Raw genomic sequence first — 24076 nt, 5'->3', positions numbered from 1 at the left:
GGCTCCCGCTCCACGTATGCGAAGGAGAGTTCCTGTGGGCAAGCCCCGCCGACTCGCCCTGCTGGCGGCCGCCACCGCCTTGATGGGCACGTTCATCACCATGATCCATGGACAGAGCGCGACGGCGTCGACCACCGACGAGGTGTTCAACCCCGGCACCGGCGCGCTCGACGTGAACTACGGCTCGTACCTGAGCAAGCACGACATCGTCTACAACAGCCCCCAGACCAACCCGCTGTACGGGCTCACCGTCGGCAACGGCAAGACCGGCGCGATGGTCTGGAACGCCAACGGGCTCACGATGCAGGTCTCCGGCGTGGACCTGTCGCCGCAGTCGGCGTTCGCGGCGGGCCTGGTGAACCTCAACACCAGCCCGGCCCTCGACGCCGGTTCGAGCTCGTATCAGCAGCGGCTGTCGCTGTACGACGGCACGCTGACCACGAAGTACGACAACAACCGCACCGTCACGATCATCGGCGTGCCCGGGTCCGAGGTGATGGGCGTGCACGTCGAGGACGGCCGCACCGGGCTCGGCACGACCACCCTCGACCTGAGCATGTGGGACCCGGCGAGCGTCACCAACAGCGCCGACGTGCCGAACCTGGACACGTGGAAGCAGGTGAGCACGTTCGCCGACGCGACGGCCGCCGGGTTCAGCCGCGGCCAGAACGACCCGAACAACTTCGGCTACACCCTCGCGGCGACGGTCGAGGGCGCCGCGTACACGACGCAGGTCGTCAACGGCACGCGGGTACGGCTGAACATCACGCCGACGGCGAACTACACGATCTGGTTCACCGCGGCGAGCCGGGTCAACTCCCCCGGCGCCAACTCCGTCACGCAGGCGCGCAACCAGCTCGCCGCGGCCAAGAGCACGGGGTACCTGACCAACCTGAACAACTACCGCGACTGGTGGCACGCGTTCTGGGCGAAGTCGTTCGTCCAGTACTCCGGCGCGGCCGGTACGGGCGACTACCTGGAGAACGTCTACTACCTGTCGACGTACATGATCGCCGCCGGTGGGTACGGCAACTACCCGATGCACTTCATCAACGGCGTGTTCCGGGCGACCGAGGACCGCACCAAGTGGAGCAACGGGTACTGGTTCTGGAACCAGCGGGACGTCTACAACTCGTTCCTCGCCTCGAACCACGCCGATCTGTTCGCCACCGAGAACCGCCTGTACAGCCGCAACCTCGCCGCGTTGAAGGCCTACACGCAGACCAGGTACGCGATCGACGGGCTGTGGGTGCCGGAGACGATGGGCTGGGACGGCAACGCGCGCGGCACGATCAACAGCGACTACGTCAACGACATCTACTCCACCGGCACCGAGGCCGCCTACAACATGTACCTGCAGTACCGGTACACCAACGACACCGGCTACCTGCAGAACACCGCCTACCCGTACATGCGGGAGGTGGTGAAGTTCTACCAGTCCAAGCTGAGCTACGACTCCGGCACCGGCCGCTACTACATGGCGACGTCCAACGCGCACGAGACGTACTGGGACGTGAAGAACGCGATCACGGACCTGGCCGCGGTACGGCTGATCTTCCCGCTCACGATCCAGGTCAGCAACCAGCTCGGCCTCGACGCGGGGCTGCGGGCGGGCTGGCAGAACGTGCTGGACCGCATCGAGCCGTACAAGACCAGCAACGGCGCGTGGCTGCCGCACGACCCGCCGGCACCCGCGCAGCAGCGCAACGGTGAGAACGTCACGTCGGAGCTGATCTGGCCTTACGACCTGACCGGCATCGGCGCGCCCGACTTCCAGACCGCGCTCAACAGCTGGAACACGCGGCCGAACCCGTACAGCAACGTGTGGGCCAACGACGCGGTGCAGGCCGCCCGGCTCGGCCTCGGCGACCAGGCGCTGCAGGGCATGAAGCTGATGCTGCAGCGCTACCAGAACTACCCCAACGGCATGACCAACAACACCAACGGCGTGTTCGAGTACCTCGGCGTGCACCTCGCGGCGATGAACGAGACGCTGCTGCAGTCGTACAACGACAAGATCCGGGTGTTTCCCGCGGCGCCGAACGACACGAACTTCGTCGGCAGGTTCACGCTGCTGGCGAAGGACGGGTTCCTGGTCAGCTCGGAGCGGGAGGGCAACGAGACGAAGTACGTCGGCCTGAAGAGCCTCTACGGCAAGCAGGCCCGGGTGGTGAACCCGTGGGGCACCGCCGAGATCCGGGTGCGGCGCGCCTCCGACAACGCGGTCCTCGCGACCACGACGTCCGGCGAGGTCACCTTCGGTACGGCCGCCAACACCGTGTACATCGTCGAGCGGACCGCGAAGCCGCTGACCTCCTACAGCTCGACGTCGCTGTCGGGCACCGCCAACAACGGGGTCAAGGCGCTGTCGGGCACCGCGTCCACGCTCGGCACGGGCGGCGCCGGCACCCCCGGCCTCGTCAACAACACGGCGCTGACGTACGACGCGAACTGGCACCTCACGACCGGCCGCGGGTACGGCGACTACAACGACGACACGCACCACTCGACGACCGTCGGCGCCGCCGCCAGCTACACGTTCACGGGCACGGGCGTCGAGCTGCTGTCGGAGCGGTTCAGCGACATGGGCAACATGGACGTCTACATCGACGGCACGCTCCAGACGAACGTCAACCTGTACGTCGCGGGCGCCCGCCAGGCGCAGCAGGTGGTGTACAGCAAGACGGGCCTGACGAACGGCACCCACACCATCCGCGTCGTGAACAAGACGACCTCGGTCGGCATGATCGACGCGCTGCGGATCATCACCGGCGGTACGCCGCCGGCCGGTGGGCAGTCGCTGATGGCGCAGGTCAACAGCCGCTACGTGACCGCCGGCTCCAGCCCGTTGATCGCGAACTCGACGACGGTCGGGACGGCGCAGCAGTTCGAGGTCGTCGACCTCGGCGGCGGCAACGTCGCGCTGAAGGCGAAGGTCAACGGCCAGTTCGTGTGCGCGGAGAACGCGGGCGCCAACCCGCTCGTCGCCAACCGCGCGTCGGCCGGCTCGTGGGAGACGTTCCGCCTGATCCGCAACGCCGACGGCACCGTCAGCCTGCAGGCGACCGTCAACAACAAGTACGTCGTCGCGGAGAGCGCCGGTGCCGCCGCCCTCATCGCCAACCGTGACGCGATCGGTCCGTGGGAGAAGTTCCTGCTCTCCTGACCCCGCAGCGGGGCGGGCCCGCCAGCCCGCCCCGCTTCCCCGGAAGGGACACAACTGCATGCATCTGACCCGACGCGGGTTGCTCGGCGCCTCCGCCACGGCGCTGGGCCTCTCCGTGCTTCCGCTCGCCCCGCGCGGCGCCTCGGCCGCCGCCGGGCCCGCGCCCAACGTGCACGTCTTCTACTACCCGTGGTACGGGACCTACCGGCACTGGGACCAGGGCGGGCACACGCCGCCGCAGGATCTCGGCGCGAACTACTACCCGGTGCGCGGCGCGTACAACTCCGGGGACGCCGCCGTCGTCGAGCAGCACATGGCGTGGATCGCGGCCGCCGGCATCGGCGTCGTCGTGACCAGCTGGTGGGGGCAGGGCTCCTACGAGGACAACCTGGTGCCGCTCATCCTCGACGCCGCGGCCAGGAACGGGCTGAAGGTCGCCTGGCACCTGGAGCCGTACTCCGGCCGGACCGCCGCCTCGACCGTCGCCGACATCAACTTCATCATCGCCCGGTACGGGTCGCACGCCGCGTTCTACCGCGACACGGCACACGGCAACCGCGGCGCTTACTACGTGTTCGAGAGCCTGCGCATCGCCGACTGGACCGCGCTGGACCAGGTGCGGGGCTCGTCGATCGTCCTCGCGCAGACGACCGACACGAGCAAGGTCGCGCACTTCGGCGGGATGTACACCTACGACGGGATCGCCGCGGCGACCGCGCCGGGGTGGGCGAACGCGAACGCGTACTGCCGCGCGAACGGCCTGGTGTGGGCGCCGTCGGTCGCGCCCGGCTACATCGACGACCGGGCCGTGCCGGGCAACACGACGCCGACGCTGGGCCGCGACAACGGCGCCGCCTACGACCGGGCCTGGAACAACGCCCTCACCCAGGGCGGCGCGCCGTCGTGGGTGTCGATCACGTCGTTCAACGAGTGGCACGAGGGGTCGTCGATCGAGCCCGCGTCGTCGAACCCGCCGTCGGGGTACGGGTACCTCACCTACTCGGGTGCGTACGGTCTCACCGGCACCGCGGCGGAGACGGCGTACCTGACCCGTACCAAGTACTGGGTCGATCGTTTCGTCCCCGGTACGGGTGGCGGCATCGGCCTGCGCGCCCGGGCGAACGGCCGGTTCGTCACCGCGGCCACCGGGACGCTGATCGCGAGCGCGACGGCGTGGGAGCCGTTCGAGCAGGTCCCGCTCGGCGGTGGCAACGTCGCGCTGCGGGCCGGGAACGGCCTGTTCGTCTGCGCCGAGAACGCGGGCGCCGCGCCGCTGGTCGCGAACCGGGCGACAGCGGGCGCATGGGAGTCGTTCCAGCTGCTCAACAACGGCGACGGCTCGTTCAGCCTGCGGGCGAACGTCAACGGCCGCTACGTGTGCGCGGAGAACGCGGGGGCGGCCGCGCTGATCGCCAACCGCACCGCGATCGGGCAGTGGGAGAGGTTCGACCTCGTCACGCCCTGACCGGCACCGGCAGGGGCCCGCGCCCGGCGCGAGCCCCTGCCGCCCGCTTAGTTCGAGCCTTGACTGTTAGACCTCTAACCTTTAGAGTTCTCATCATGGACGCGCCGAAGCTCACCACGACCCTCGACCTGCTCCGCTGGATCGGTTGGGCGCAGCGGAAGGCCGGCGAGGACTGGATCCGGGCCCGCGAGCTCAGCCACGAGCAGAGCTTCGTGCTCGGCTACCTGGTCCAGCACCCCGGCGCGATCCAGCGTGACATCGCCGAGATCACCCGTACCAGTGCCGCGAGCGTCACGAGTCTCCTCCAGGGGCTCGAGCGCCGGGAGCTGGTCGAGCGCCGGACGGAGCCCGGCAACGAGCGCAGCAAGCGCGTCTACGCCACCGCGGCGGGCACCGAGCTGATCTCCGGGTTCGACACCGCGATGGCCGCGGCCGAGGCGACGATCCTCGCGCCGCTGGACCAGGCGGAGCGGGCCACCCTGCACGCCCTGCTCACGAAGATCACCTCGGAGCTGCCGCAACCCACGCGGTCGTGACCAGGCCGTAGGCCACCCAGCAACCCCTCACCCGCGTCGACGGCTCCGTCGGCGCGCGGATCAACCCGCACCGCGCCGGCGGTTCCGTCGGCGTGCCCACAAACCTGTCACCGTGCCGGCGGACGCCGGCGCGTGCTCAAGCCTGCCCGGAAAGGAGCGGTCCCATGAGCAGCGCGACCCTCGAATCCCCGGTGGCCACCGACGCCGCCGGCACCAACCGCTGGTACCTGTCGACCGCGCCGATCGTCCGCGCCCTCGTGCACCTGTGCGTGCCGATGGCCGCCGCGATGATCGTCACCGCCGTCTACAACCTCGTCAACGCCGGCTTCATCGGCATGCTCCACGACACCGCGCTGCTGGCCGCGCTCACGTACGGCGCACCGATCCTCGGCCTGGTCATGGCGGTCGGCAACGTGTTCGGCGTCGGCGGCGGCGCCCTCGTCTCCCGGCTGCTCGGCGCCGCCGAGCACGACCCCGCGAAGGCCGGCGGGATCCGGCACGTCGCGTCGTTCTCGGTCTGGGGCTCCGTCATCGTCGGCGCCGTGTCCGGCGGGCTCGGCCTGGCCCTGCTGGACCCGCTCGTGTCGCTGCTCGGCGCGGACGCCGCGGCCGTCCCGGCGACGAAGGCCTACGTCGGGGTGATGCTCGCGTTCGTCCCCGTCCTCGCCGCCGCCGTGTGCCTCGAGCAGCTCGTGCGGGCGGAAGGCGCCGCCCGGCAGGTGATGACCGGCCTGATCGCGTCCACGGTCGCGAACCTCGCCTTCGACGTGCTGTTCATCCTCGTCCTGCACTGGGGCGTCGCCGGGGCGGCCCTGGCGATGGGCCTGGCCAACGTCGGCGTCATCGCGTACTTCGCGACCTGGCTGCACCGCAACAGCGAGCACCTGCGCATCGCACCGCGCTGGTTCACGCTCGCCCGCACCGTCGTGGCGCCGGTCCTCGGGGTGGGCGTCGGCACCCTGCTGCAGTCCGCGTTCCTGATCGTCACGTCGCTGGTGCTCAACAACCTCGCGGCCGCCTACGGCGACGGTCCCCTCGCCGCGATGGGCGTCGCGGTCCGCATCGCGCAGGTCCCGGAGTTCCTCGTCATGGGTGTGACGCTCGGGGTGCTGCCGCTGCTCGCGTACGCCTACGGCAAGGGCGACCGGCAGCATCTCACCGCCGCGCTGCGCGGCTCCGCGATCACCGTCGGCGGCATCGCGGTGACCTTCTCGGCGATCGTGTTCCTGCTCCGCGAGCAGGTGTTCACCGCGTTCGTGGCCGACCGCTCGGTCCTCACCACCGGCCTCACGATCCTCACCGCGCAGCTCGTCGCCATGGTCGCCAACGGCTTCACCGGCCTCCTCACGTCGCTGTTCCAGGCGACCGGCCGGGCCGTCGCGGCGACGGTGATGTCGATGACGCAGGGCATCCTCTTCGTGCCGGTCGTGCTGCTCGGCAACCTCTGGTTCGGCCTGCCCGGCATCATCTGGGCCCTCACCGTCACCGAGGTCACCGTCCTGCTCGCCGGTGTCGTGCTGTGGCTCGCCTCCCGCCGCGCCATCGACCGCGGCCTCGCCGAGGGCAGCCCGGAGCGCGCCGAGCAGGCCCTCGAAGCGGCATGAGCATCGTCAGGCGGCCCCGGGCTCCCGGCTCGGGGCCCCTCGGCGCCCACGTGAGGTCAGCGGACGTCGTTGCAGCGGTGCAGCGTCCAGCGGGGCGCGGGCCAGGCCGTCGGGTCGCCGCCGGTCGTCCACTCGGTGACCGACGCCGGCGCCACCGCCAGGTCGAACGCCCGGTCGAGCGGCTGGGCGGCGAGGGCGTGGAAGGAGCTCTCCACCGTCTCGGCGTGGCCGACCAGGATCGCGGTGCCGCCGCGGTGCAGGTGCGCGATGTCCAGGATCGCGCGGCCGGTGCGGGCGATCAGCTCGGCCCACGTCTCGTTGCCCTCCTGGGACGGCGGAACACGCCACCGCCGGGCACCCCGTGCACAGCGTGGAACTCGCGCATCGGCATGCCGTCGGCGTAGGACGGCGTATGCCAGGTGCACAGCCCGCAGTGCTGCTCCGGGACGGCGGCGAACGCCGCGGCGATCGGCTCCGCCGTCTCCACGGCCCGGCGCAGCACCGACGAGTACACGGCGACCGGACCGGCGACCTCCTCGCGGAGGCGCTCCGCGAGGCGGCGGGCCTGCCCGTGGCCGGCCTCCGTCAGGCCCTGGCAGCCGGTCGGCCCGCCGACGACCCCGGCCGTCTTGTGCACCGACTCGCCGTGTCGCACGAGGAGCAGCCGCGTTTCCATCCGGTCATGATGGCAGCGGGCGCGTGCGGCAGGATGGGCGGCGTGGAACTGGACCTGCACCGGGGTGAGCTGACCGCGTACTGCTACCGGATGCTGGGGTCGTTCCACGACGCCGAGGACCTGGTGCAGGAGACGTTGCTGCGGGCCTGGAACGCGCGCGACCGGTACGACAGCGACCGCGCGTCGGTGCGGACGTGGCTGTTCCGCATCGCCACGAACGTGTGCCTGACCGCCCTCGAAGGGCGGGCGCGGCGGCCGCTGCCGTCGGGGCTGGGCACGCCGAGCGACGACCCCGGCGCGCCGCTCACGCCCGCGACCGACATCCCGTGGCTCCAGCCGTTTCCCGACGCGCGGTTCGACGCCGACGCCCGCACCGACCTGCGGCTGGCGCTGATCGCGGCGATGCAGACCCTGTCGGCGCGCCAGCGGGCCGCGCTCGTGCTCCGCGAAGTCCTGCAGTTCAGCGCCGCGGAGGTCGCCGAGCAGCTGGACACCACGGTGCCGGCGGTCAACAGCGCCCTGCAGCGCGCCCGGGCGGCGGTCGCCGCGTGCGACCCCGGCGTGGTCGCCGAACCGGACGACGCCAAGGTCCGCGGGGCCGTCGACCAGTACGTCCGGGCGTTCGAGGCCGCCGACGTGTCCGCGCTGGTGCGGCTGCTGACCGACGACGCCGTGCTGGAGATGCCGCCGGTGCCGCTGTGGTACCGCGGGCGCCGGGACTACGGGCGGTTCATCGAGCGGGTCTTCCAGATGCGCGGCACCGGCTGGGTCATGACGCCGCTGACCGCCAACGGCCAGCCGGCGGTCGCCGCGTACGCACCGCAGGCCGACGGCGTACACCACCTGCACACGCTGCAGGTCCTCACCGTCGTCGACGGTCGGGTCGCCCACAACGTCACGTTCGCCGACCCGACCGTGCTCGAATTGTTTGATCTGCCGAAGGTGCGATGAGTTCCGCCGGTGCCGCCGGTATGTACGGGTGAGCACCGACAGAAGGGACCATCATGAGCGTCATCGTCATCGAGTTCATCACCCTCGACGGGATCGTGTCCGACCCGGACGGGTCCGGCGGCACCCCGACGGGCGGCTGGGCGTTCCGGCACGGCCCCGCGTCCGTCGCCGGCGACAAGTTCCGCCTCGGGCCGCTGCTGGACGACGGGGTCATGCTGCTCGGCCGCACCACGTGGCAGCTGTTCTCCACGCTCTGGCCCAAGCGCGACGACCCGTTCTCCCAGCGGATGAACGCCGTGCCGAAGCTGGTCGCCACCAGTACCCTCGAAGACACCACCGCCTGGCCCAACTCGCGGGTCCTGGAAGGCGACCTCGTCGCCGCCGTCAAGCAGGAGCAGCGGGACATCGTCGTCACCGGGAGCCTGAGCGTCGTGCACACGCTGATGGCGGCGGACCTGGTCGACGAGTACCGGCTGCTGACCTTCCCGACCGTGCTCGGCACCGGCCGGCGGCTCTTCCCCTCCGACGGCCCGCCCACCTACCTGGAGACCGTGTCGGTCGAGCAGGTCGGCGCCGCGGTCCTCACCCGGTATGCCCGGCCGGGGACCGCCTTGGCATGATCGCCCGATGGGCGTCATGTACGACTACTTCGCCGCCGGGTCGGACGAGCGGGCGGCCACGGTCCTCGACCTGCCCGCCGGCCCGGGCGGTCCGCTGCCCGCCGTGCCGGGGCTGATGGACCGGGTCCGCGCCGGGGACATGGCCGCCCTCCAGGAGCTGCGGACCCCGCGGGTCCGCTGGGGCGAGCACGGGTTCCAGGTCCTGGAGGTGAAGGGCCTCGACCCGATCGTCACCCTGGCGACCCTGGAGGAGCTGATCACCGGGATCGCCTACGACGACATCGTCGAAGGCCCGCGCGCCGGCGCCGACATCGCGTCGGCCGACGACGGCGAGCGGATGGTGGTGACCGTGACCGACGAGCTGCAGCAGGCCCTGGCCCGGTGCTCCCCCGACGACCTGGCGCGGGCCGCCGCGGCCTGGGCGCGGACGGAGGAGCTCGGCGGCGACGGCGACGTGGAGCCGCTGACGGTCTTCCTGGGCGAGCTGGCGATCCTCGCGCGCGAGGCACTCGGCCGCGGCGAGCGCCTGTACTGCTGGGTCTGCGTCTGACCGGCCGAGGTTGACAGCTCCCCGCTGCCGGATCAGAGTTGTCCGGTGCGGGTATGAACTCCTCGCCTGGGTCGAGGCGCAGCTGGACGGTCGTCAGGCGATCCGGGCCGTGCGGTCGCTGCACGGTGGCGAGAGCCCCTGGTGGATCGATGTGGCACCGGCGTCCGCGCTGGTGCTGCGGTGCCCGAGCAGCCGGATCACCGCCGAGCAGATCGCGACGAACGCGGCGGCGCTGACCGTCGCGGAGCGGCACGGCCTGCCGGCGCCCCGGCTGCTCGCGGCGTCACTGGACGGTCCCGCGCCGCGGACCTTGGAGACCGTCGTGGCCGGGACGAGCACCTGGCCCGCCGCGTGCTCCGCCGAGCTGCTCCGGGCGGCGGGCGCCGCGCTCGCCCGGGTGCACGCCGTCGCCCTGGACCCGCTGCCGCGGCTGCCGTCGCGGCCGCGGCCGATCGCGGTCGACGACTTCGCGGCCGACCGCCGGGCGGGCCGGATGCCGGCGACGCCGCTGCTGCTGCGGGCCGATGCCGTGGTGCGGGCGCTCCCGGCACCCGGTGGGCCGGCGGTCTTCGTCCACGGCGACGTCTGGCCCGGCAACACGATCGTCGTGGGTTCCGCGGTGCGGGCGCTGATCGACTGGAAGACCGCCGGCGCCGGCTCTCCTGGCGTCGACCTCGGCGAGCTGCGCAAACAGGTCGCCATCCTGTACGACGACGACGCGCCCCGGCTTGTCCTGGAGGGCTGGGAACGCGCCGCCGGGACGCGCACCGCCGACGTCCCGTACTGGGACGCCGTGGCCGCCCTCAACACGCCGACGGCGCTCTACAGCCCGCATGCGACGTCGCGACGCGACGCGTTCCTCCGGGCCGCGATCGCCCAGCTGTGACGCCGGTCGGCGGATGTGGCTTGCTGTGACGCCGGTCGGCGGATCGGCTTGCTGTGCCGCTGGTCGGCGGATCGGCTTGCTGTGACGTTGGTCGGCGGATCGGCTTGCCGTGACGTTGGTCAATACCTGAAGACGGACACCGTGCGGCGCAGGTCGCCGGCGATGCCGTTGAGCTCCGCGGCCGTGTCCGCCGTGCCCTGGGCGACGCCGGTGGTCTCGTCGGCGACGGTGGCCACGCTGGTGACGTTGGCGTTGATCTGGTGGGCGCGGCCGGCGACCTGGCTCACCGTGCGGTTCATCTCGTTCGTCGTCGCAGACTGCTCCTCGACCGCCGCCGCGATGCTCGTCTGGGCATCGCGGATGGTGGTGATGACGCCACTGATCTGCTCGATGGCGGTGACCGCGGCGGTCGAGTCGCGCTGGATCGCCGCCACCCGCTGGGCGATGTCCTCGGTGGCCCGGGCCGTCTCCTGGGCCAGGTCCTTCACCTCGGTGGCGACGACGGCGAAGCCCTTGCCCGCGTCGCCGGCCCGCGCCGCCTCGATGGTCGCGTTCAGGGCGAGCAGGTTGGTCTGCTCCGCGATCGACGTGATGAGCTTGACCACGGTCTCGATCTCCCCGGACGACTGGCCCAGGCGGTGCAGCACGCCCGCGGCCTCGGCGGCGTCCCGGACGGCCCGGTCGGCGGTCCCGGCCGCGTCGGAGGTGCTACGGGCGATCTCCCGGATCGAGGCGCCGATCTCCTCGGAGCCCGTGGCGACCGAACCGATGTCCTGGCTGATCTGGTCCGTCTCGCGGGACGCGGCCCGGGCCTCGACCGCCGACCGCTCGGCGCTGCCGCTCATGCCGCCGGCGGCCTGGCTGAGCCGCTCCGACGCGGAGGAGACCCGCCCGACGAGCTCGTCCACCCCGCGCAGCGACTCGCCGAGGCGCTCGAGGCCACGGTTGAGCGCGGCGCCCATCCGGCCGACTTCGTCCCGGCCGGCCACGTCGAGCCGGCCGCCGAGGTCGCCCTCGGCCATCGACTCCAGGACGCCGACCGTGGCGCGCAACGGCCTGGCGATCATCCGGCTGATCGCCCACACGAGGGCCGCGGCCAGCAGCACCGCCGCCACGATCATCCCGGCGATGAGTGCCCGCGACCGGTCGTACGCGCGCTGCGACGTCGCGAGGGTGTCCCGGGCCTTGGCGTCGACGGCCGCGTCGAGCCGGTCCAGCGCCTGCTGGCCGGCCGCGAGGAGCGGGTCGGCCTTCGTCTTGCGCAGCGCGGTGATCTGCTCCAGGTCCGCGTCGGCCACCTTCGCCAGCGGCAGCACCTCCTGCTCGAGCACCGCGCGGTAGCCGGAGAGGGCCTCCTCGAACCGGGTGTGGTCGGCCGGGTCACCCGCCGCCGGCAGCACCTTGAACTCGTCCCACGCCTTGTCCAGCGAGGCGTTGGCCTCGTCGATCGAGGCGAGCGCGGCCTGCCGGTCGGCGTCGGAGGTGACCATCGCCAGGTTCGCGACGTGGTTCTGCACCATCAGGAAGTGCAGCGCGACGGCGTCGAGGTCGGCGATGTCCTGCAGATTGTCGCTGTACATGCCGCGCAGCCGGTCCTGGGCGGCGCCGAGCTGGCTGACCCCGAGCATCCCCACCGCGACGAGCAGCACGCACACCACGGCCACCGTCGACGCCAGCTTCCCGGCGATCGGAAGGTTCCGAACCATCCCAAACACCCCCTGCATCGCCCATCGGCCGCGCGGCGCCCGGCTTGAGCGTTGCCGCGCGAAGGGTCAGGCGTCCGCCTCGACGGCGAAGGTGTTGCCGTCCGGGTCCCGGAACCAGGCGATCCTCCCGCCGCCGGCCCGCGCGGTGATCCCCTTGGCGTCCTGCTCGTACTGCTCGTAGCGGCTGAGCTCGACACCGGCCGCGACGAGCTCGTCGACGACCTGGTCGATGTCGTCGACGTACCAGGTGGCGAGGGTCGCCGACGTCTGCCCGGCGGTGACCGACTGGTACACGTTCAACGCCGGCCCGCCCCCGGACTCGTAGACCCGGCTGCCGCCTGCGATGTGCGCACTGGGCCCGGACCACACCGCCCGCAGCCCCAGCCTGCCCTCGTAGAACGCCACCGCCCGCTCGATGTCCGACACGGCGACCGACGTCCTGACAGGGTACGCACCCAACGGCATACCCCACCTTCTCACGCCCACGGCGCCGGCGTCGGGGAGTGCGGCGGCTCAGTAGCCGAGCGCGGTGGCGGCGACGGAGCGGAGTTCGGCGGCGACCGGGGCGGGCAGGTACAGGTCGGCGAGGTCGCGGGGTGAGTCGCGGAAGACGATGCCGTAGAGGGTGACGGCGTCCAGGTAGCGGGCGGTGTCGTTGGGGTGCTTGCCGTCGGGGTCGATGAGGAACGGGGCGCCGTGGGTGGCGATCAGTGTCTCGAACGCGTCGGCGATCGGGGCAACGACGTTCGGGGTGGGCAGGGCGGCTGACAGGGCCGCGTAGTTGGTGTCGATCGCCGTCTTGGCCGCGGCGCGGGACGGGAACGGGGCGGGGTCGACCAGGGCCCAGTTCTTGAACAGCACGACCCGGCCGCCGGGCTTCAGGGTGCGGCGGAAGGTCGGTGCGTACAGGCTGAGCAGGGTGCCTTTCGCCGCGGGCAGGTTCGTGGCGACGAGCGTGCTGTACTCCTGCAGGACGATGACGTCGTAGCGCCTGCCGCCGCCGAGCGCCCGCGCGACGAGGCCGCCGTCCCAGGTCTGCCGCAGCGTGTAGCCGGAGTGGATCACTTCGGTGACGGCGGCGGTACGGCCGGCGGACGAGGCGAGCCGCCGGACCAGCGCGGGCGTGTCCTCGCCGGTGGCGGCGGTGAACGAGCCGAGCAGGCTGTTGCCGACGAACAGCACGTCCAGCACGTCGGCGCGGGCGCTTCCCTGCGACGTCCGCGGCGCCACCCACACCAGGACGGCGGCAAGCAGCACGACGACGGCGATGTACGCCCGGTGACGGTACGGCATCAGGCGCGACCCCCGAACGCGACTACAGACTGTGCTCGATCAGCGTGGGGACCGTCGCGCCGGCTGTCAATCCACCGAAGGGTGCCGCGAGGTAGGGCAAACCCCCGACGGAACCGGCCTGCTGCCTGGACTGCGCCGGCCGGGTGGGGCCGGGTTTGCTGGTACCCGTGCAGCGGGGATCACGAAGCGGACGGCGGCAGCTCGTCCTGGGCGCGACGGCCGTCGGCGTGCTGGTCGTCCTGCACTGCCTGCCGGGCTCCGGCGGTGTCGACCCGGTCCACGAGACCCTGTCGGAGTATCCGCTGCGTTCCGTGGACGTCGGGCTGCCGTATGCGATCGCGCTGCTGAGCGCGAACGCCGCCACCGCCCTGCTCGGCGCCGCGATGGTCCGGCAGGGCGTGCTCCGCGGCCGGCTCGTGACGGCGCTGCTGGTCATCTGGTGCGCGAGCCTGCTGGGCCTGACCGTGTTCCTCAAGGACCCGCTCGGCTCCGACGGCACCTGGTACGGCACGGTCCACAAGCTCTGCGCCGCCGTCAACTTCGCCAGCCTGCCGGCCCTGTGCGGACTGCTCTGGTGGCGCTTCCGGAGGTCCCGGCGATGGCGCGCCTACGCCCGGACGGTCGGTGTCCTCGCCGCCGCCACCGCCCTGTGCACGGCCCCGTTCGCCGCCGCGTTCCTGCTCCACGGCGGCCACGTCGCCGCGACCGGCACCGCGCTCGGCCTGGTCGAACGCGCCGTGGTGGCCCTCGACGCCGCGATGATCGCCACCCTGGCAGTCTGGTCCCGCGCCATGCCCGCACCGCCCGGCACCCGGGCACCGGCCCGCCCGGCCCGCGGGGCGAAGCGCCGCCGCACCACCTGGCTGCGGGGTGCGGACATGCGCGCCGCTCAGGCGGCGGCCGGCGATCTCCTCTGGGCGAGCGCGCCGAGGGCGGTCCCGGTGCTGCCGACCACCGTGAGCGCGGCGAGAAGCAGGCAGATCCAGCGGTCGTCCGCCGGACGCTCGTTCGTCTCGATCCGCACGTGGTCCGCCTCGATGCGGATGGGCTCGCCCCGGTAGAACGTCACCCGGACGGGACGGTCGCCCGCGTTCGGCGGGTACTTGACGTTGGTGGTCATCGTCAGATGGCGCCCGGCGACATCCACCTCCGCGAGGCTCGTCGTGACCGAGGCCAGCGTCCCGTCGAGCTCGGCCAGGCATCTCGCCGGCGTGAACTCCTGCTCCCGCGTGCACTGCGGCGCCGTGCGCAGCCGCTCGTCCTCCACGTCGCTGCGCCAGGCGAGCAGCAGCAGACCCGCCCCGACGACCCACCCGACGGCCACCATGACCAGTAGCTCTCCGTTGGTCCAAGGTCGCTGCATCGCCCGCATGGATCAATGCTCGGGCACCAAGCGAGCCGCCGCAAACGCCTTTGCCGCCGCGGTACACCGGACGGCACCCATGAAGCAGTGGCTGAGTCGCGACCGCGTCGGCGGTGCTTCAGGCCTCACCGTGCTCGGCGGGGGTGTGGAGCGCGACGGCGGCGAAGGTGGCGACGAGGGCGGCGTTGACGGCGACGGCGAGCCAGCCGATGTTGGCGATGTGCGCGACGGGCCAGGCGAGGGACGCGACGGCGAGCAGGACGACCGTCCACAGTGGCTGGGTGCGGCGCAGGACGGCGGCGCCGAGCAGGAGGGTGAGGGGGAAGAACAGGCCGAGCGGCTTGATCAGGGTGGCGGCGCCGGACGCGTCGACGAGATCGGTGTCGCCGAGGGAGACGTGGATGGTGTTGAACCCGTAGGCGACGTTGCCGGCGGCGCCGAGCGCGCCGACGACGAGCAGGACGGCCGCAAGGGCGCCGCGCCCGAGGGCGACGAGCCGCAGCATGAGCAGGATGTACGCCGTTGCGCCGAGCACGTGGAAGACGGCGGCGAGGGAGTCGTCCCAGCCGCGGACGGCGTACAGGACGTCGGCGATCAGGTAGATCACCGGGGCGACGAACAGTGCCGCGATCAGCACGCGGTCGACGGGCGTGGCGGGGCGTACGGTCATGTCGGACTCCTGAGAGAAGCGGGTACCCGTACCGTGGCCGCCACCACCATCGGGAGGCATCGGGGCCGGCCCTGGAACATTGCCGGGTTAACCCTGCATCCGTCGGGCGCCGGCGCTGGCACGATGTGGACGTGGCGCGCGACGGGACGCTGGGCAGAGCGGCGGTGGGTGCCGCGACGGCCGTGCTGGTCGCCGGCGGCGCCGCGCTCGGCTGGCACGTCGGTAACCTGCACAACGGGCTGATCGCGGCGGCGTTCACGGCGGTCGGGCTGTTCGTGCTGCGGCGCAGCCCGCGCAACCCGGAGGGGCGGCTGTTCGTCGCCACCGGCGTCGCGCACGCGGTGATGTATGCCGGCCGCCAGTACGGGCTGCATCCGGGGCCGCTGCCCGGCGCGTCCTGGGTCGGCTGGTGCGGCGTGTGGCCGCTGCCGCTGGTCCTGGTGCTGATCGGCGTGACGGTGATGGGCTTCCCGACCGGGCGGCTGCCGTCGCGGGCCTGGCGGCCGGTCGTCGGCGTGCTCGGCGCCGTCGGGCTGGTCCTGTCGGCGGTGTCGGCGCTGTGGCCGGTCGAGTACGGGCGGACCGGGCTCGTCGCCGCGCACCCGCTGCACCTGCCGGGCGCCGCGGCGGCGGAGGCATTCTACGGGGTGGCGCGGCCGGTCGGGTACCTGCTGCTGCAGCTGACGTGGGTGGCCTGCGTCGTCGTCCGGATGCGGCAGGCGCGCGGCGACGAGGCGCGGCAGTTGCGCTGGTTCGTGTACGCGGTGACGGTGTCGGCGGCGGTGATGCTCGTCGGGCTCGCGGTGTGGCGCTCACCCGTGCCCGGTGCGCTGACCGCGCCGCTGATCGGGGCGGCGGCCGGTGCGGCGATCCTCAAGTACCGCCTGTACGACATCGACCCCGTCATCAACCGGTCGCTGGTGTTCGGCGCGATGGCCGTGGCGGTGACCGCCGGCTACGCCGTCGTCGTGACCGGCGTGGGGCGGCTCGTCGACGGGCACGGCACGCTGCTGTCGCTGGCCGCCACAGGGGTGGTCGCGGTCGCGTTCGAGCCGTTGCGGCGCAGGGTGCAGCGGATCGCGGACCGGCTCGTGTACGGGCGGCGCGCCACCCCCTACGAGGCCCTCGCCCGGCTGTCGGCGCACCTGACGGCGCCCGCCGGCGGGCTGCTGGACGGGATCTGCACCACCGTTGCCGACGCGGTGGGCGCCCGGGAGGTCGTCCTGTGGACGGGACCGCCGGACGCGCTGCGGGCGGTGTCGGTCTGGCCCGCGGCATCGCCCGTACCGGACGGGGCGCGGCGGCTGGAGGACCTGGTGGCGGTGCCCGTGCGGCATGACGGCGGGTTCCGCGGCGCGCTCACCGTGACGAAGGCGCCCGGCGAGCCGCTGTCGGCCGCCGAACAGCGCCTCGTCGGCGACCTGGCCGCGCAGGCGGGGCTGGTGCTGGAGCTGCGGGCGACCGCGCAGCGCCTGGTCGCGGCCGGTGACGCCGCCCGGCGGCGGCTCGAACGCGACCTGCACGACGGCGCGCAGCAGCGCCTGGTGACGGTCGCGATGGAGCTCGGCGGGGTGGTCCGCTCGGCGACCGCCGCCGGCGCCGACGACGTCGCCGCCCAGGCATCCGCCGTACGCGAGCAACTGCTGGAGGCGACGGCCGAGCTGCGGGAGATGGCGCGCGGGCTGCACCCGGCGGTCCTCACGCAGGACGGCCTCGAGGCCGCAGCCGGCTTCCTCGCCGACCGCTCGCCGCTGCCGGTGCGGCTCACCGTGTCGGTGGGGCGGCGGCTGCCGGCCGAGGCGGAGGCGACCGCGTACTTCGTGGTGAGCGAGGGCCTGACGAACGCCGCCAAGCACTCCGGCGCCACCGTCGTCTCGGTGACGGTCTCGCTGACCGCCGCGGGTCTCGTCGTGGAGGTGGCGGACGACGGCACGGGCGGCGCGGCGGTGCGGCCCGGCAGCGGCCTGGAGGGGCTCATGGACCGGCTCGCGATCCTCGACGCGCGGCTGACCGTCGACAGTGGACCGGCCGGCACCCGGCTGCGGACGGTGATCCCGTGCACGTGATGCTCGCCGACGACGGCGTCCTGTTCCGCGAGGGCATGGCCCGCATCCTGACCGAGGCCGGCTGCACCGTCACCGGTCAGGCGGGTGACGTCGCCTCGCTGCTGGCGCAGGTGCGCGCCGCTCCCCCGGACGTGGCGGTGATCGACCTGCGGATGCCGCCGGGATTCGCCGCCGAGGGCATCGAGGCGGCGGCCGCGATCCGCGCGTCGGCGCCCGGGGTCGGGCTGATGCTGCTGTCGCAGTACCTGGAGGTGCACCACGCGCTGCGGCTCATCACCGAGTTCGACGGCGGGGTCGGGTACCTGCTGAAGGACCGGGTGTCGGACCTGACCGCGTTCGCCGTGGACCTGCGCCGCGTCGCGCACGGCGACACCGTCATCGACCCGGAGCTCGTCTCCAGGCTGGTCGCCCGCCGCCGCGAACGGGACCCGCTCGACGACCTCACCGATCGCGAGCGCGCGGTGCTCGCCCTGATGGCGCAGGGCCTGTCGAACGCGGCGGTCGCCGCCGACCTGCACCTCGCGATCAAGACCGTCGAGGCGCACGTGACGTCCATCTTCACCAAGCTCGGCCTGGTCCAGCACGAGCGCGAGCACCGCCGCGTCCTCGCCGTCCTCACGTTCCTGCGCGCCTGAGGCTACTTCCTGCGCGCCCGAGGCTGCTTCCTGCGCGCCCGAGGCTACGATGCGCACCGTGAGCTCCCCGCTGACGGTGCGCCCGGCCAGGGTCGAGGACGTCGCGCAGATGGCGCGGGTGATCGTCCGGTGCTGGCGGGAGACGTACCGCGGGCTGATGCCGGACGCGGTCCTCGACGACCCCGGTCTCGTGCCCCGCCGGGAGCGGTTCTGGACCGCGGCGCTGACCGACGAGCGCTACCGCGGCAACCGGGTGGCCGTCGCCGAGCGGGACGGCTCGCTGATCGGCGTCGCCATGTCCGGGCCACCGACGGACCCCGCGGCGGCGTGGGCGCGGCAGCTGTACGTGCTCTACGTGCACGCGGAGGACCACGGCACGGGCGCCGGGCCTGCCCTGCTGGAGGCGGTACTCGACCCCGGCGAGTCCGCGGCGCTGTGGGTGGCCGACCCGAACCCCCGCGCGCAGGCGTTCTACCGCCGGCACGGCTTCGCCGCCGACGGGACCGCCCAGGACGACGACGGCGTCCGGGAGATCCGGATGGTACGCCGCCGGCACCGCCACCCCGAGCTCGGCGCGTTCGAGGCGTCGCCGTTCGAGTGGCGCGCGTTGTCCCCGGTGCGGCTGGCCGGCACGGACGAGGTGACGCTCGTCCTGACGCCGATCGCCGGCGTCGACGACGGTCAGGGCCCGCTCTTCGACACGGCGGCCGGCGTCGTGCGCCGCCTCGACCCGCACGCGCTGCGGCGCACCGTCGCCGAGGCCTGCCTGGAGCTGTACAACGACACCTGGCGGCAGGACGACGTCGAGCTGGACGAGCCGGCGTTCACCGCCCGCATCACCCCGGCCGCCGTCGACGTCACCGAGGAGGACGTCACGGTGTACCTCGACGACGGCTGCCTCTTCGGGCGGCACTCCATCGTCGTCCACCTCGACCTGGACCTGACGGTCATCGACGTGAAGCTCGCCGGCTGACCTGGACGCCCTCACGAAGCGCGCTAGGCGAGCGCGACCTCGCGCGGCGGGGCGGTGAAGTCGCGGACCGGCAGCGGGGCGAGGCCGTCGTGCTGGACCCCGGCGACCGCGCCGATCGCTGCCTCGGGCACGCCGGCGGGGATCCCGGCCTGGCCGGTGCGGGCCCACGGCGCGGTCGCGATCATGCCGGCGGTGGCCAGCTGGGGTCCGGTGATCACGACGGAGCAGGCGCGGCGGCTGTCCATCACGCCCGACTGGCCGGCCACCGGGCGGCCGACGGTGGCCCGGACGGTGGTGGCCGGCACGGCACCGGCGCCGCAGCGGTCGCCGAACGCGGACGTGTCGCCGACCGGGCAGCGGGCGGCGTCGATCGCGGCGCGGGCCACCTCGGGGCGCAGCACGGACTCGCAGTTCGGGCCGACGCCGGGCACCTGCGCGCCGGTGGCGTCGGTGACCTTGGCGGCGGGCAGCGGGTCGCAGTGGGTGCCGTCGGCGGCGAGGGTGGCGTACGCGTTGGCCAGGTCCAGCGTGCTGGTCGCCGAGACGCCGAGGGTGAACGCGCCCCACGTCGCGCTGTTCCTGCCCAGCATCTGGTCCTCCTTGGCGCGGAAGGTGATGCCGAGGCGCTGCGCGACGGCGACCGCCTTCTCCACGCCGATCCGCTCCTCCAGCTCCACGAAGTAGGTCACCACCGTGTGGCCGAACGCGTCCCACATGGTCCGCCGCCCCGACTGGTACGCCTTGTCGCCGGTGTTCGTGGGGCAGTAGTACCCGCCGTTGCAGGCGGCCGGGCTCTGCGGGTCGATGCGGAACTTCGACTGGTGCACCTTCTTCGTGTCGATCGCGTGATCCAGTGTCAGCCCGCCCTCCAGCGCCGCGGCGAGGGTGAACATCATGAACGGCGCGCCGGCCTGCGTGCCGGGCATGTTCTCGTCGCCGGCGACGAGCGAGTCCGTGGCGTCCGGCCCCGTGTACGGCCACGCCGGCGGACCGTCGCCCGATGGCACGCCGGTGCTCGCGGCGGCGGCCGCGCGGCGGAAGTTCCGGTTCACGGCCATCGCCCGGATCAGCCCGGTGCCGGGCTCGATCGACGCGACGGAGAACACGTTCGGGTCGGCGACCGGCACGACCGTGTCGACCCGCTGCTTGGCGGCGGCCTGCAGCTTCGGATCGAGCGAGCCGACGATGCGGTACCCACCCTGCCGCAGCCGGCCGGTGCGCTCCGCCTTGTCGGTCCCGAACGCCTCCTGCCCCTGCCACCAGGTGACGACGGAGTCGCAGAAGAAGCCCCAGTCGTTCACCGGCACCCGCAGGCAGCTCTCCCGCGGGTTCTCCGTGTCGAACCGCGCGATCAGCGTCGTGCCGTCCGCCGCGAACAGCTCCGAGGCCCGCGCCGCGGGCGCGGCGGTCCCCTTCGGCGGGTCGGTGTCCCCCGACCGCCAGACGACGACGCCAACCACCGCGGCGATGACCAGGACCGCCACCAGCAGCACTGTCCGCCGCCAGCCCGGCCGGTCCTGGTGCGCCGACTCGATGATCGACACGTTCGGCCCGTCCCCCGCCACCACAGCCCCCGTCGTTCGTCGTTCGTCGTTCGTCGTGAAGGTCGGATGTTATCGACTCACGCCGCTGCCCGCTGTCCGCCGAAGGTTCGTGCAAGGAACACCGAAGGTCGGCGGTCCACGGTGTACGGGCGCCATCACCGGCGCCTGTCCACGAAGGACCCGTCATGTTGAAGAAGCTGCTCGTCGTCCTCACCACCGCCGCCCTGATGGTCGGTCTGTCCGGCGTCCCGGCCCACGCCGTCCTTGTCAGCACCGATCCGATCAAGATCACCGAGCAGGAGCTCGACTTCGGCGCCGACCCGTGGATGATCGGCGCCCCGCTCAACAGGGCCGTCCTCGGCTGGGACAACACCAACGGCCTGCGCAGCGCGATCCTGTCCGGCACGCTGTACATCAACAACGCCTCCGGCACCTGCGCCCGGATGCGGCTGGAGTCCTACGACGCCAACCACAACCTCGTCAACAGCCGCAACGACGGCACCTTCTGCGCACCCAACGGCGCGCTGCACTCCCGGATCGTCTACTTCGCCGCCCCGGCCAGCGCCAGCATCACCCACGCCCACGCCGTCCTGCAGGTGCAGAACTCGAACGGCACCTACTCCGACGCCGGCACCGACTACGCCGACTACTGACCGTCGCGCGACCGCCGGACCGCCGCCGCACCGAGCGGGCCGGCCGTTCTCCTCGTAGGGTCGGAAAGGACGAGGAGGGATGACGATGGAACAGATCACCTCGAAGGACGGCACGACGATCGCGTTCGACCGGATCGGGCACGGGCCGGCTGTGGTGCTGGTCGCCGGGTCGGCCTCCGACCGGTCGGACAAGTCTCCCCTGGCGGAGCACCTCGCCCCCGACTTCACCGTCCTGAACTACGACCGCCGCGGCCGTGGCCCCAGCGGCGACGCGCAGCCCTACGCGGTCGAGCGGGAGGTCGAGGACATCGCGGCGGTGATCGACGCGGCCGGCGGCGAGGCCGGGCTGTTCGGAGGGTCCTCGGGCGCGGCCCTGGCGTTGCTCGCGGCGAGCGCCGGCCTCCCGGTCACGAAGCTCGCGATGTGGGAGCCGCCGTACCTGCCGGAAGGCATGCCGACGCCACCGCCGGACCACGTCCAGCAGCTTGAGACGATGGTCGCCGACGACCGGCGCGACGCCGCGGTCGAGTACTTCATGTCGACGGTCGTCGGCCTGCCGCCGGAGGCCGTCGCCGACATGCGCCGAAAGCCCTTCTGGGCCGAGACCGTCGCGCTCGCGCACACGCTCGCCTACGACGCCCGCATCCTCGGTGACTACCGCCTCCCGGTCGACCTCGCGAAGCACCTGACGCTGCCGACCCTCGTGCTGGCCGGCGGCAGGGACATGCCGTTCATGCGCGACACCGCGACGGCCCTCGCCGCGCTCCTCCCGGCGGGCGAGGCACAGTTCCTCGACGGCCAGCCCCACAACGTCGACACCGCCGCCCTCGCCCCCGTCCTGAAGGCCTTCTTCACCGCCTGAACCGACGCAACCAACCGACTGGGCGGCGTCCAGTTGATCGAATAGCGGATCCGGTCGCCATGGCAGCCGGATCCGCGATTTGATCATGCGCAAGCGACGGGATGCTGCGCGCAGGCGCGATGGCCGCCGCGGCGCGCCGGAGGCGCGCGGGAGCGCAGCGCGCCGGCGGTGCGAGCGCAGCGAGCATGGGAACCACCGCCCCGCGCCGGCAGGCGCGGAGCTGGCACAGCATGACAGCGCACGCCGGCCGCGAAAGGCGCCTTCCGCGACCGGGGTGCCTACCCTGCTCAGCGTCGGCGTCGCCTTGCAGGGTGTCGTCCGCAGGTCTGCGAGCGGTGGGTCCGCTCATCGAACCATGGACAACCCTCGACACTGAGTGAACATCGGAGGTATCGGTTCGTCAAGAAGGGTGCCGAACTTCTGTCCGCACGAACAAAAGCGACAGGCTCCAAGATTTTGGCCCTTGCAGAGCGGCGGCGAAGCCTGCTAGACATCGGATGTCTTCGCACGGCTTGCGGTACCGGAGAGAGGGAGGGGCCATGACCAACCGATTCGTGTCGCTGGACACCTACGACGTACGGTTCCCGACCTCCAGAGCGCTCGACGGCTCCGACGCGATGAACCCCGACCCGGACTATTCGGCCGCCTACGTGGTCATTCGTACCGACGACGGGGCCGGCAAGGCGGAGCAGGGCGAGGGGCACGGGTTCGCGTTCACCATCGGGCGCGGCAACGAGGTCCAGACCCGCGCGATCGAGGCGCTCGCCCCCTATCTCGTCGGACGTCTGGTGAAGGAGGTGCTCGACGATCTCGGCGGTCTGTACCGCGAGCTCGTCTACGACTCGCAGCTGCGCTGGCTCGGCCCGGAGAAGGGCGTCATGCACATGGCGATCTCCGCGGTCGTCAACGCGCTGTGGGACCTGAAGGCGAAGCGGGCCGGGCTGCCGCTGTGGCGGCTGCTGTCGTCGATGCCGGCCGAGGAGCTGGTCGACCTCGTCGACTTCCGGTACCTGTCCGACGCGCTCACCCCCCAGGACGCGCTGAAGCTGCTCCGCCGCGGCGAGGACGGCCGGGAGGAGCGGATCCAGACCCTGCTCCAGCGCGGCTACCCCGCGTATGCCACGTCACCCGGCTGGCTCGGCTACGACGACGCCAAGCTCGCCACCCGCTGCCGCGAGGCGCTCGACGCGGGCTTCACGCAGATCAAGCTCAAGGTCGGCGCCGACCTCGAGGACGACCTGCGCAGGATGAGGATCGCCCGGGAGGTCTGCGGTCCCGACGTGCGGATCGCGGTCGACGCCAACCAGCGGTGGGACGTCGGGACCGCGGTCGACTGGGTCCGGGCGCTCGCGCCGTTCGACCCGTGGTGGGTCGAGGAGCCCACCTCCCCCGACGACGTCGTCGGGCACGCCGAGATCGCGCGCAGGATCGCCCCGATCCCCGTCGCGACCGGGGAGCACGTCCAGAACAGGGTCGTGTTCAAGCAGCTGCTGCAGCTCAACGCGGTCTCGTTCGTCCAGCTCGACGCCGCCCGCGTCGCCGGGGTCAACGAGAACGTCGCGATCCTGCTCCTCGCGGCGAAGTTCGGCGTGCCGGTCTGCCCGCACGCCGGTGGGGTCGGGCTCTGCGAGCTCGTCCAGCACCTGTCGATGTTCGACTACGTCGCCGTGTCACGTTCCATGCACGACCGGGTCATCGAGTACGTCGACCACCTGCACGAACACTTCACCGACCCGGTGCGCATGGACCGGGGGCACTACCTGGCACCCCTCCAGCCAGGGTTCAGCTCCACCATGCGGGCCGAGAGCCGGGCCCGCTACGCCTTCCCGGACGGCCCCGTCTGGAACACCCCCTGAA

The 24076-nt window shown here is 72.5% G+C and carries 22 protein-coding genes; 15 read left to right on the top strand and 7 right to left on the bottom strand.

Features of this window, described 5'->3' with window-relative positions; all coding sequences use genetic code 11:
• Positions 1-34 precede the first annotated feature (34 nt).
• The 4 genes from ACQEVZ_RS41430 (at position 35) to ACQEVZ_RS41415 (ending at position 6771) form a co-directional block, all read left to right on the top strand.
• Positions 35-3166 (top strand): glycosyl hydrolase family 95 catalytic domain-containing protein, encoded by a 3132-nt coding sequence (locus ACQEVZ_RS41430; protein ID WP_433377909.1) that lies wholly within the window; start codon positions 35-37, stop codon positions 3164-3166.
• Between the two features lie 58 nt (positions 3167-3224).
• Positions 3225-4631 carry a hypothetical protein gene (locus ACQEVZ_RS41425; protein WP_433377906.1) on the top strand — a complete coding sequence of 469 codons (1407 nt, stop codon included), beginning with the start codon at positions 3225-3227 and terminating at the stop codon, positions 4629-4631.
• Positions 4632-4726: 95 nt separating this feature from the next.
• Positions 4727-5167 carry a MarR family winged helix-turn-helix transcriptional regulator gene (locus ACQEVZ_RS41420; protein WP_433377903.1) on the top strand — a complete coding sequence of 147 codons (441 nt, stop codon included), beginning with the start codon at positions 4727-4729 and terminating at the stop codon, positions 5165-5167.
• 164 nt (positions 5168-5331) lie between these two features.
• The gene (locus ACQEVZ_RS41415; protein WP_433377900.1) at positions 5332-6771 is read left to right on the top strand and encodes an MATE family efflux transporter; all 1440 of its coding nucleotides are present in this window, start codon (positions 5332-5334) and stop codon (positions 6769-6771) included.
• 56 nt (positions 6772-6827) lie between these two features.
• Here ACQEVZ_RS41415 and ACQEVZ_RS41410 read toward each other — a convergent pair whose 3' ends face one another.
• Positions 6828-7070 (bottom strand): histidine phosphatase family protein, encoded by a 243-nt coding sequence (locus ACQEVZ_RS41410; RefSeq protein WP_433386026.1) that lies wholly within the window; start codon positions 7068-7070, stop codon positions 6828-6830.
• The gene (locus tag ACQEVZ_RS41405; protein ID WP_433377897.1) at positions 7070-7447 is read right to left on the bottom strand and encodes a phosphoglycerate mutase family protein; all 378 of its coding nucleotides are present in this window, start codon (positions 7445-7447) and stop codon (positions 7070-7072) included. Before ACQEVZ_RS41405 ends, ACQEVZ_RS41410 begins: the two co-directional genes overlap by 1 nt.
• A 42-nt stretch (positions 7448-7489) precedes the next feature.
• On the opposite strand from ACQEVZ_RS41405, the gene ACQEVZ_RS41400 reads away from it, so the two are divergent.
• Genes ACQEVZ_RS41400 through ACQEVZ_RS41385 form a run of 4 tightly spaced genes read left to right on the top strand, consistent with a single transcriptional unit; the run spans position 7490 to position 10454 of the window.
• Entirely contained in the window at positions 7490-8398 is a 909-nt protein-coding gene (locus tag ACQEVZ_RS41400; RefSeq protein WP_433377894.1) for a sigma-70 family RNA polymerase sigma factor, read from the top strand.
• Positions 8399-8451: 53 nt separating this feature from the next.
• Positions 8452-9018 (top strand): dihydrofolate reductase family protein, encoded by a 567-nt coding sequence (locus ACQEVZ_RS41395; protein ID WP_433377891.1) that lies wholly within the window; start codon positions 8452-8454, stop codon positions 9016-9018.
• Between the two features lie 7 nt (positions 9019-9025).
• Positions 9026-9568, top strand: coding sequence for a hypothetical protein (locus tag ACQEVZ_RS41390; protein WP_433377888.1), 543 nt, complete (start codon positions 9026-9028; stop codon positions 9566-9568).
• A gap of 10 nt (positions 9569-9578) precedes the next feature.
• Positions 9579-10454: a phosphotransferase family protein gene (locus ACQEVZ_RS41385; protein WP_433377886.1), complete on the top strand. Its 876-nt coding sequence runs from the start codon at positions 9579-9581 to the stop codon at positions 10452-10454.
• A 119-nt stretch (positions 10455-10573) separates the two neighbouring features.
• On the opposite strand, the gene ACQEVZ_RS41380 is transcribed toward ACQEVZ_RS41385, so the two are convergent.
• From ACQEVZ_RS41380 to ACQEVZ_RS41370, 3 genes are all read right to left on the bottom strand, one after another.
• A complete protein-coding gene (locus ACQEVZ_RS41380) occupies positions 10574-12160 on the bottom strand; it encodes a methyl-accepting chemotaxis protein (protein ID WP_433377883.1) in 1587 nt (528 codons plus the stop codon).
• A gap of 66 nt (positions 12161-12226) precedes the next feature.
• Entirely contained in the window at positions 12227-12625 is a 399-nt protein-coding gene (locus ACQEVZ_RS41375) for a VOC family protein (protein ID WP_433377880.1), read from the bottom strand.
• 48 nt (positions 12626-12673) lie between these two features.
• A complete protein-coding gene (locus ACQEVZ_RS41370) occupies positions 12674-13453 on the bottom strand; it encodes a hypothetical protein (protein ID WP_433377877.1) in 780 nt (259 codons plus the stop codon).
• A gap of 167 nt (positions 13454-13620) precedes the next feature.
• Between ACQEVZ_RS41370 and ACQEVZ_RS41365 the strand changes: the two genes are divergently transcribed.
• The gene (locus ACQEVZ_RS41365; protein WP_433377874.1) at positions 13621-14514 is read left to right on the top strand and encodes a DUF998 domain-containing protein; all 894 of its coding nucleotides are present in this window, start codon (positions 13621-13623) and stop codon (positions 14512-14514) included.
• Positions 14515-14934: 420 nt separating this feature from the next.
• Here ACQEVZ_RS41365 and ACQEVZ_RS41360 read toward each other — a convergent pair whose 3' ends face one another.
• On the bottom strand, positions 14935-15486 hold the full coding sequence (locus ACQEVZ_RS41360; protein ID WP_433377871.1) for a hypothetical protein: 552 nt from the start codon (positions 15484-15486) through the stop codon (positions 14935-14937).
• A 131-nt stretch (positions 15487-15617) separates the two neighbouring features.
• On the opposite strand from ACQEVZ_RS41360, the gene ACQEVZ_RS41355 reads away from it, so the two are divergent.
• From ACQEVZ_RS41355 to ACQEVZ_RS41345, 3 genes are read left to right on the top strand one after another with little or no spacing between them, the layout of a single operon-like run.
• Positions 15618-17552, top strand: a complete 1935-nt coding sequence (locus ACQEVZ_RS41355; protein WP_433377868.1) for a sensor histidine kinase — start codon at positions 15618-15620, stop codon at positions 17550-17552.
• A complete protein-coding gene (locus ACQEVZ_RS41350) occupies positions 17552-18187 on the top strand; it encodes a response regulator transcription factor (RefSeq protein WP_344507721.1) in 636 nt (211 codons plus the stop codon). The genes ACQEVZ_RS41355 and ACQEVZ_RS41350 overlap by 1 nt, the downstream gene beginning before the upstream one ends.
• A 58-nt stretch (positions 18188-18245) precedes the next feature.
• Complete coding sequence (locus ACQEVZ_RS41345) at positions 18246-19160, top strand: GNAT family N-acetyltransferase (RefSeq protein ID WP_433377865.1); 915 nt, start codon at positions 18246-18248, stop codon at positions 19158-19160.
• Between the two features lie 23 nt (positions 19161-19183).
• Here ACQEVZ_RS41345 and ACQEVZ_RS41340 read toward each other — a convergent pair whose 3' ends face one another.
• Positions 19184-20725 carry a penicillin-binding transpeptidase domain-containing protein gene (locus ACQEVZ_RS41340; RefSeq protein WP_433377862.1) on the bottom strand — a complete coding sequence of 514 codons (1542 nt, stop codon included), beginning with the start codon at positions 20723-20725 and terminating at the stop codon, positions 19184-19186.
• A gap of 164 nt (positions 20726-20889) precedes the next feature.
• On the opposite strand from ACQEVZ_RS41340, the gene ACQEVZ_RS41335 reads away from it, so the two are divergent.
• The 3 genes from ACQEVZ_RS41335 to ACQEVZ_RS41325 all read left to right on the top strand — a co-directional run bounded on the left by ACQEVZ_RS41335 (position 20890) and on the right by ACQEVZ_RS41325 (position 24075).
• Positions 20890-21357 (top strand): hypothetical protein, encoded by a 468-nt coding sequence (locus ACQEVZ_RS41335; protein WP_433377859.1) that lies wholly within the window; start codon positions 20890-20892, stop codon positions 21355-21357.
• A gap of 79 nt (positions 21358-21436) precedes the next feature.
• A complete protein-coding gene (locus tag ACQEVZ_RS41330) occupies positions 21437-22219 on the top strand; it encodes an alpha/beta fold hydrolase (protein WP_433377856.1) in 783 nt (260 codons plus the stop codon).
• A 539-nt stretch (positions 22220-22758) separates the two neighbouring features.
• Positions 22759-24075, top strand: a complete 1317-nt coding sequence (locus ACQEVZ_RS41325; protein WP_433377853.1) for an enolase C-terminal domain-like protein — start codon at positions 22759-22761, stop codon at positions 24073-24075.
• The last annotated feature ends 1 nt before the right edge of the window (position 24076 follow it).

This window comes from Dactylosporangium sp. CA-152071, from assembly GCF_050936335.1.
Classification (GTDB): Bacteria; Actinomycetota; Actinomycetes; order Mycobacteriales; family Micromonosporaceae; genus Dactylosporangium; species Dactylosporangium maewongense.
Note: the sequence above shows the minus strand (reverse complement) of the source record. Positions and strands in the feature narration are given on the sequence as shown.

Coding starts and splice junctions, on each gene's coding strand:
- ACQEVZ_RS41425 (WP_433377906.1), top strand. CDS start 3,225: ATGCATCTGACCCGACGCGGGTTGCTCGGCGCCTCCGCCACGGCGCTG.
- ACQEVZ_RS41420 (WP_433377903.1), top strand. CDS start 4,727: ATGGACGCGCCGAAGCTCACCACGACCCTCGACCTGCTCCGCTGGATC.
- ACQEVZ_RS41415 (WP_433377900.1), top strand. CDS start 5,332: ATGAGCAGCGCGACCCTCGAATCCCCGGTGGCCACCGACGCCGCCGGC.
- ACQEVZ_RS41405 (WP_433377897.1), bottom strand. CDS start 7,447: ATGGAAACGCGGCTGCTCCTCGTGCGACACGGCGAGTCGGTGCACAAG.
- ACQEVZ_RS41395 (WP_433377891.1), top strand. CDS start 8,452: ATGAGCGTCATCGTCATCGAGTTCATCACCCTCGACGGGATCGTGTCC.
- ACQEVZ_RS41390 (WP_433377888.1), top strand. CDS start 9,026: ATGGGCGTCATGTACGACTACTTCGCCGCCGGGTCGGACGAGCGGGCG.
- ACQEVZ_RS41380 (WP_433377883.1), bottom strand. CDS start 12,160: ATGGTTCGGAACCTTCCGATCGCCGGGAAGCTGGCGTCGACGGTGGCC.
- ACQEVZ_RS41375 (WP_433377880.1), bottom strand. CDS start 12,625: ATGCCGTTGGGTGCGTACCCTGTCAGGACGTCGGTCGCCGTGTCGGAC.
- ACQEVZ_RS41370 (WP_433377877.1), bottom strand. CDS start 13,453: ATGCCGTACCGTCACCGGGCGTACATCGCCGTCGTCGTGCTGCTTGCC.
- ACQEVZ_RS41360 (WP_433377871.1), bottom strand. CDS start 15,486: ATGACCGTACGCCCCGCCACGCCCGTCGACCGCGTGCTGATCGCGGCA.
- ACQEVZ_RS41350 (WP_344507721.1), top strand. CDS start 17,552: ATGCTCGCCGACGACGGCGTCCTGTTCCGCGAGGGCATGGCCCGCATC.
- ACQEVZ_RS41335 (WP_433377859.1), top strand. CDS start 20,890: ATGTTGAAGAAGCTGCTCGTCGTCCTCACCACCGCCGCCCTGATGGTC.
- ACQEVZ_RS41330 (WP_433377856.1), top strand. CDS start 21,437: ATGACGATGGAACAGATCACCTCGAAGGACGGCACGACGATCGCGTTC.
- ACQEVZ_RS41325 (WP_433377853.1), top strand. CDS start 22,759: ATGACCAACCGATTCGTGTCGCTGGACACCTACGACGTACGGTTCCCG.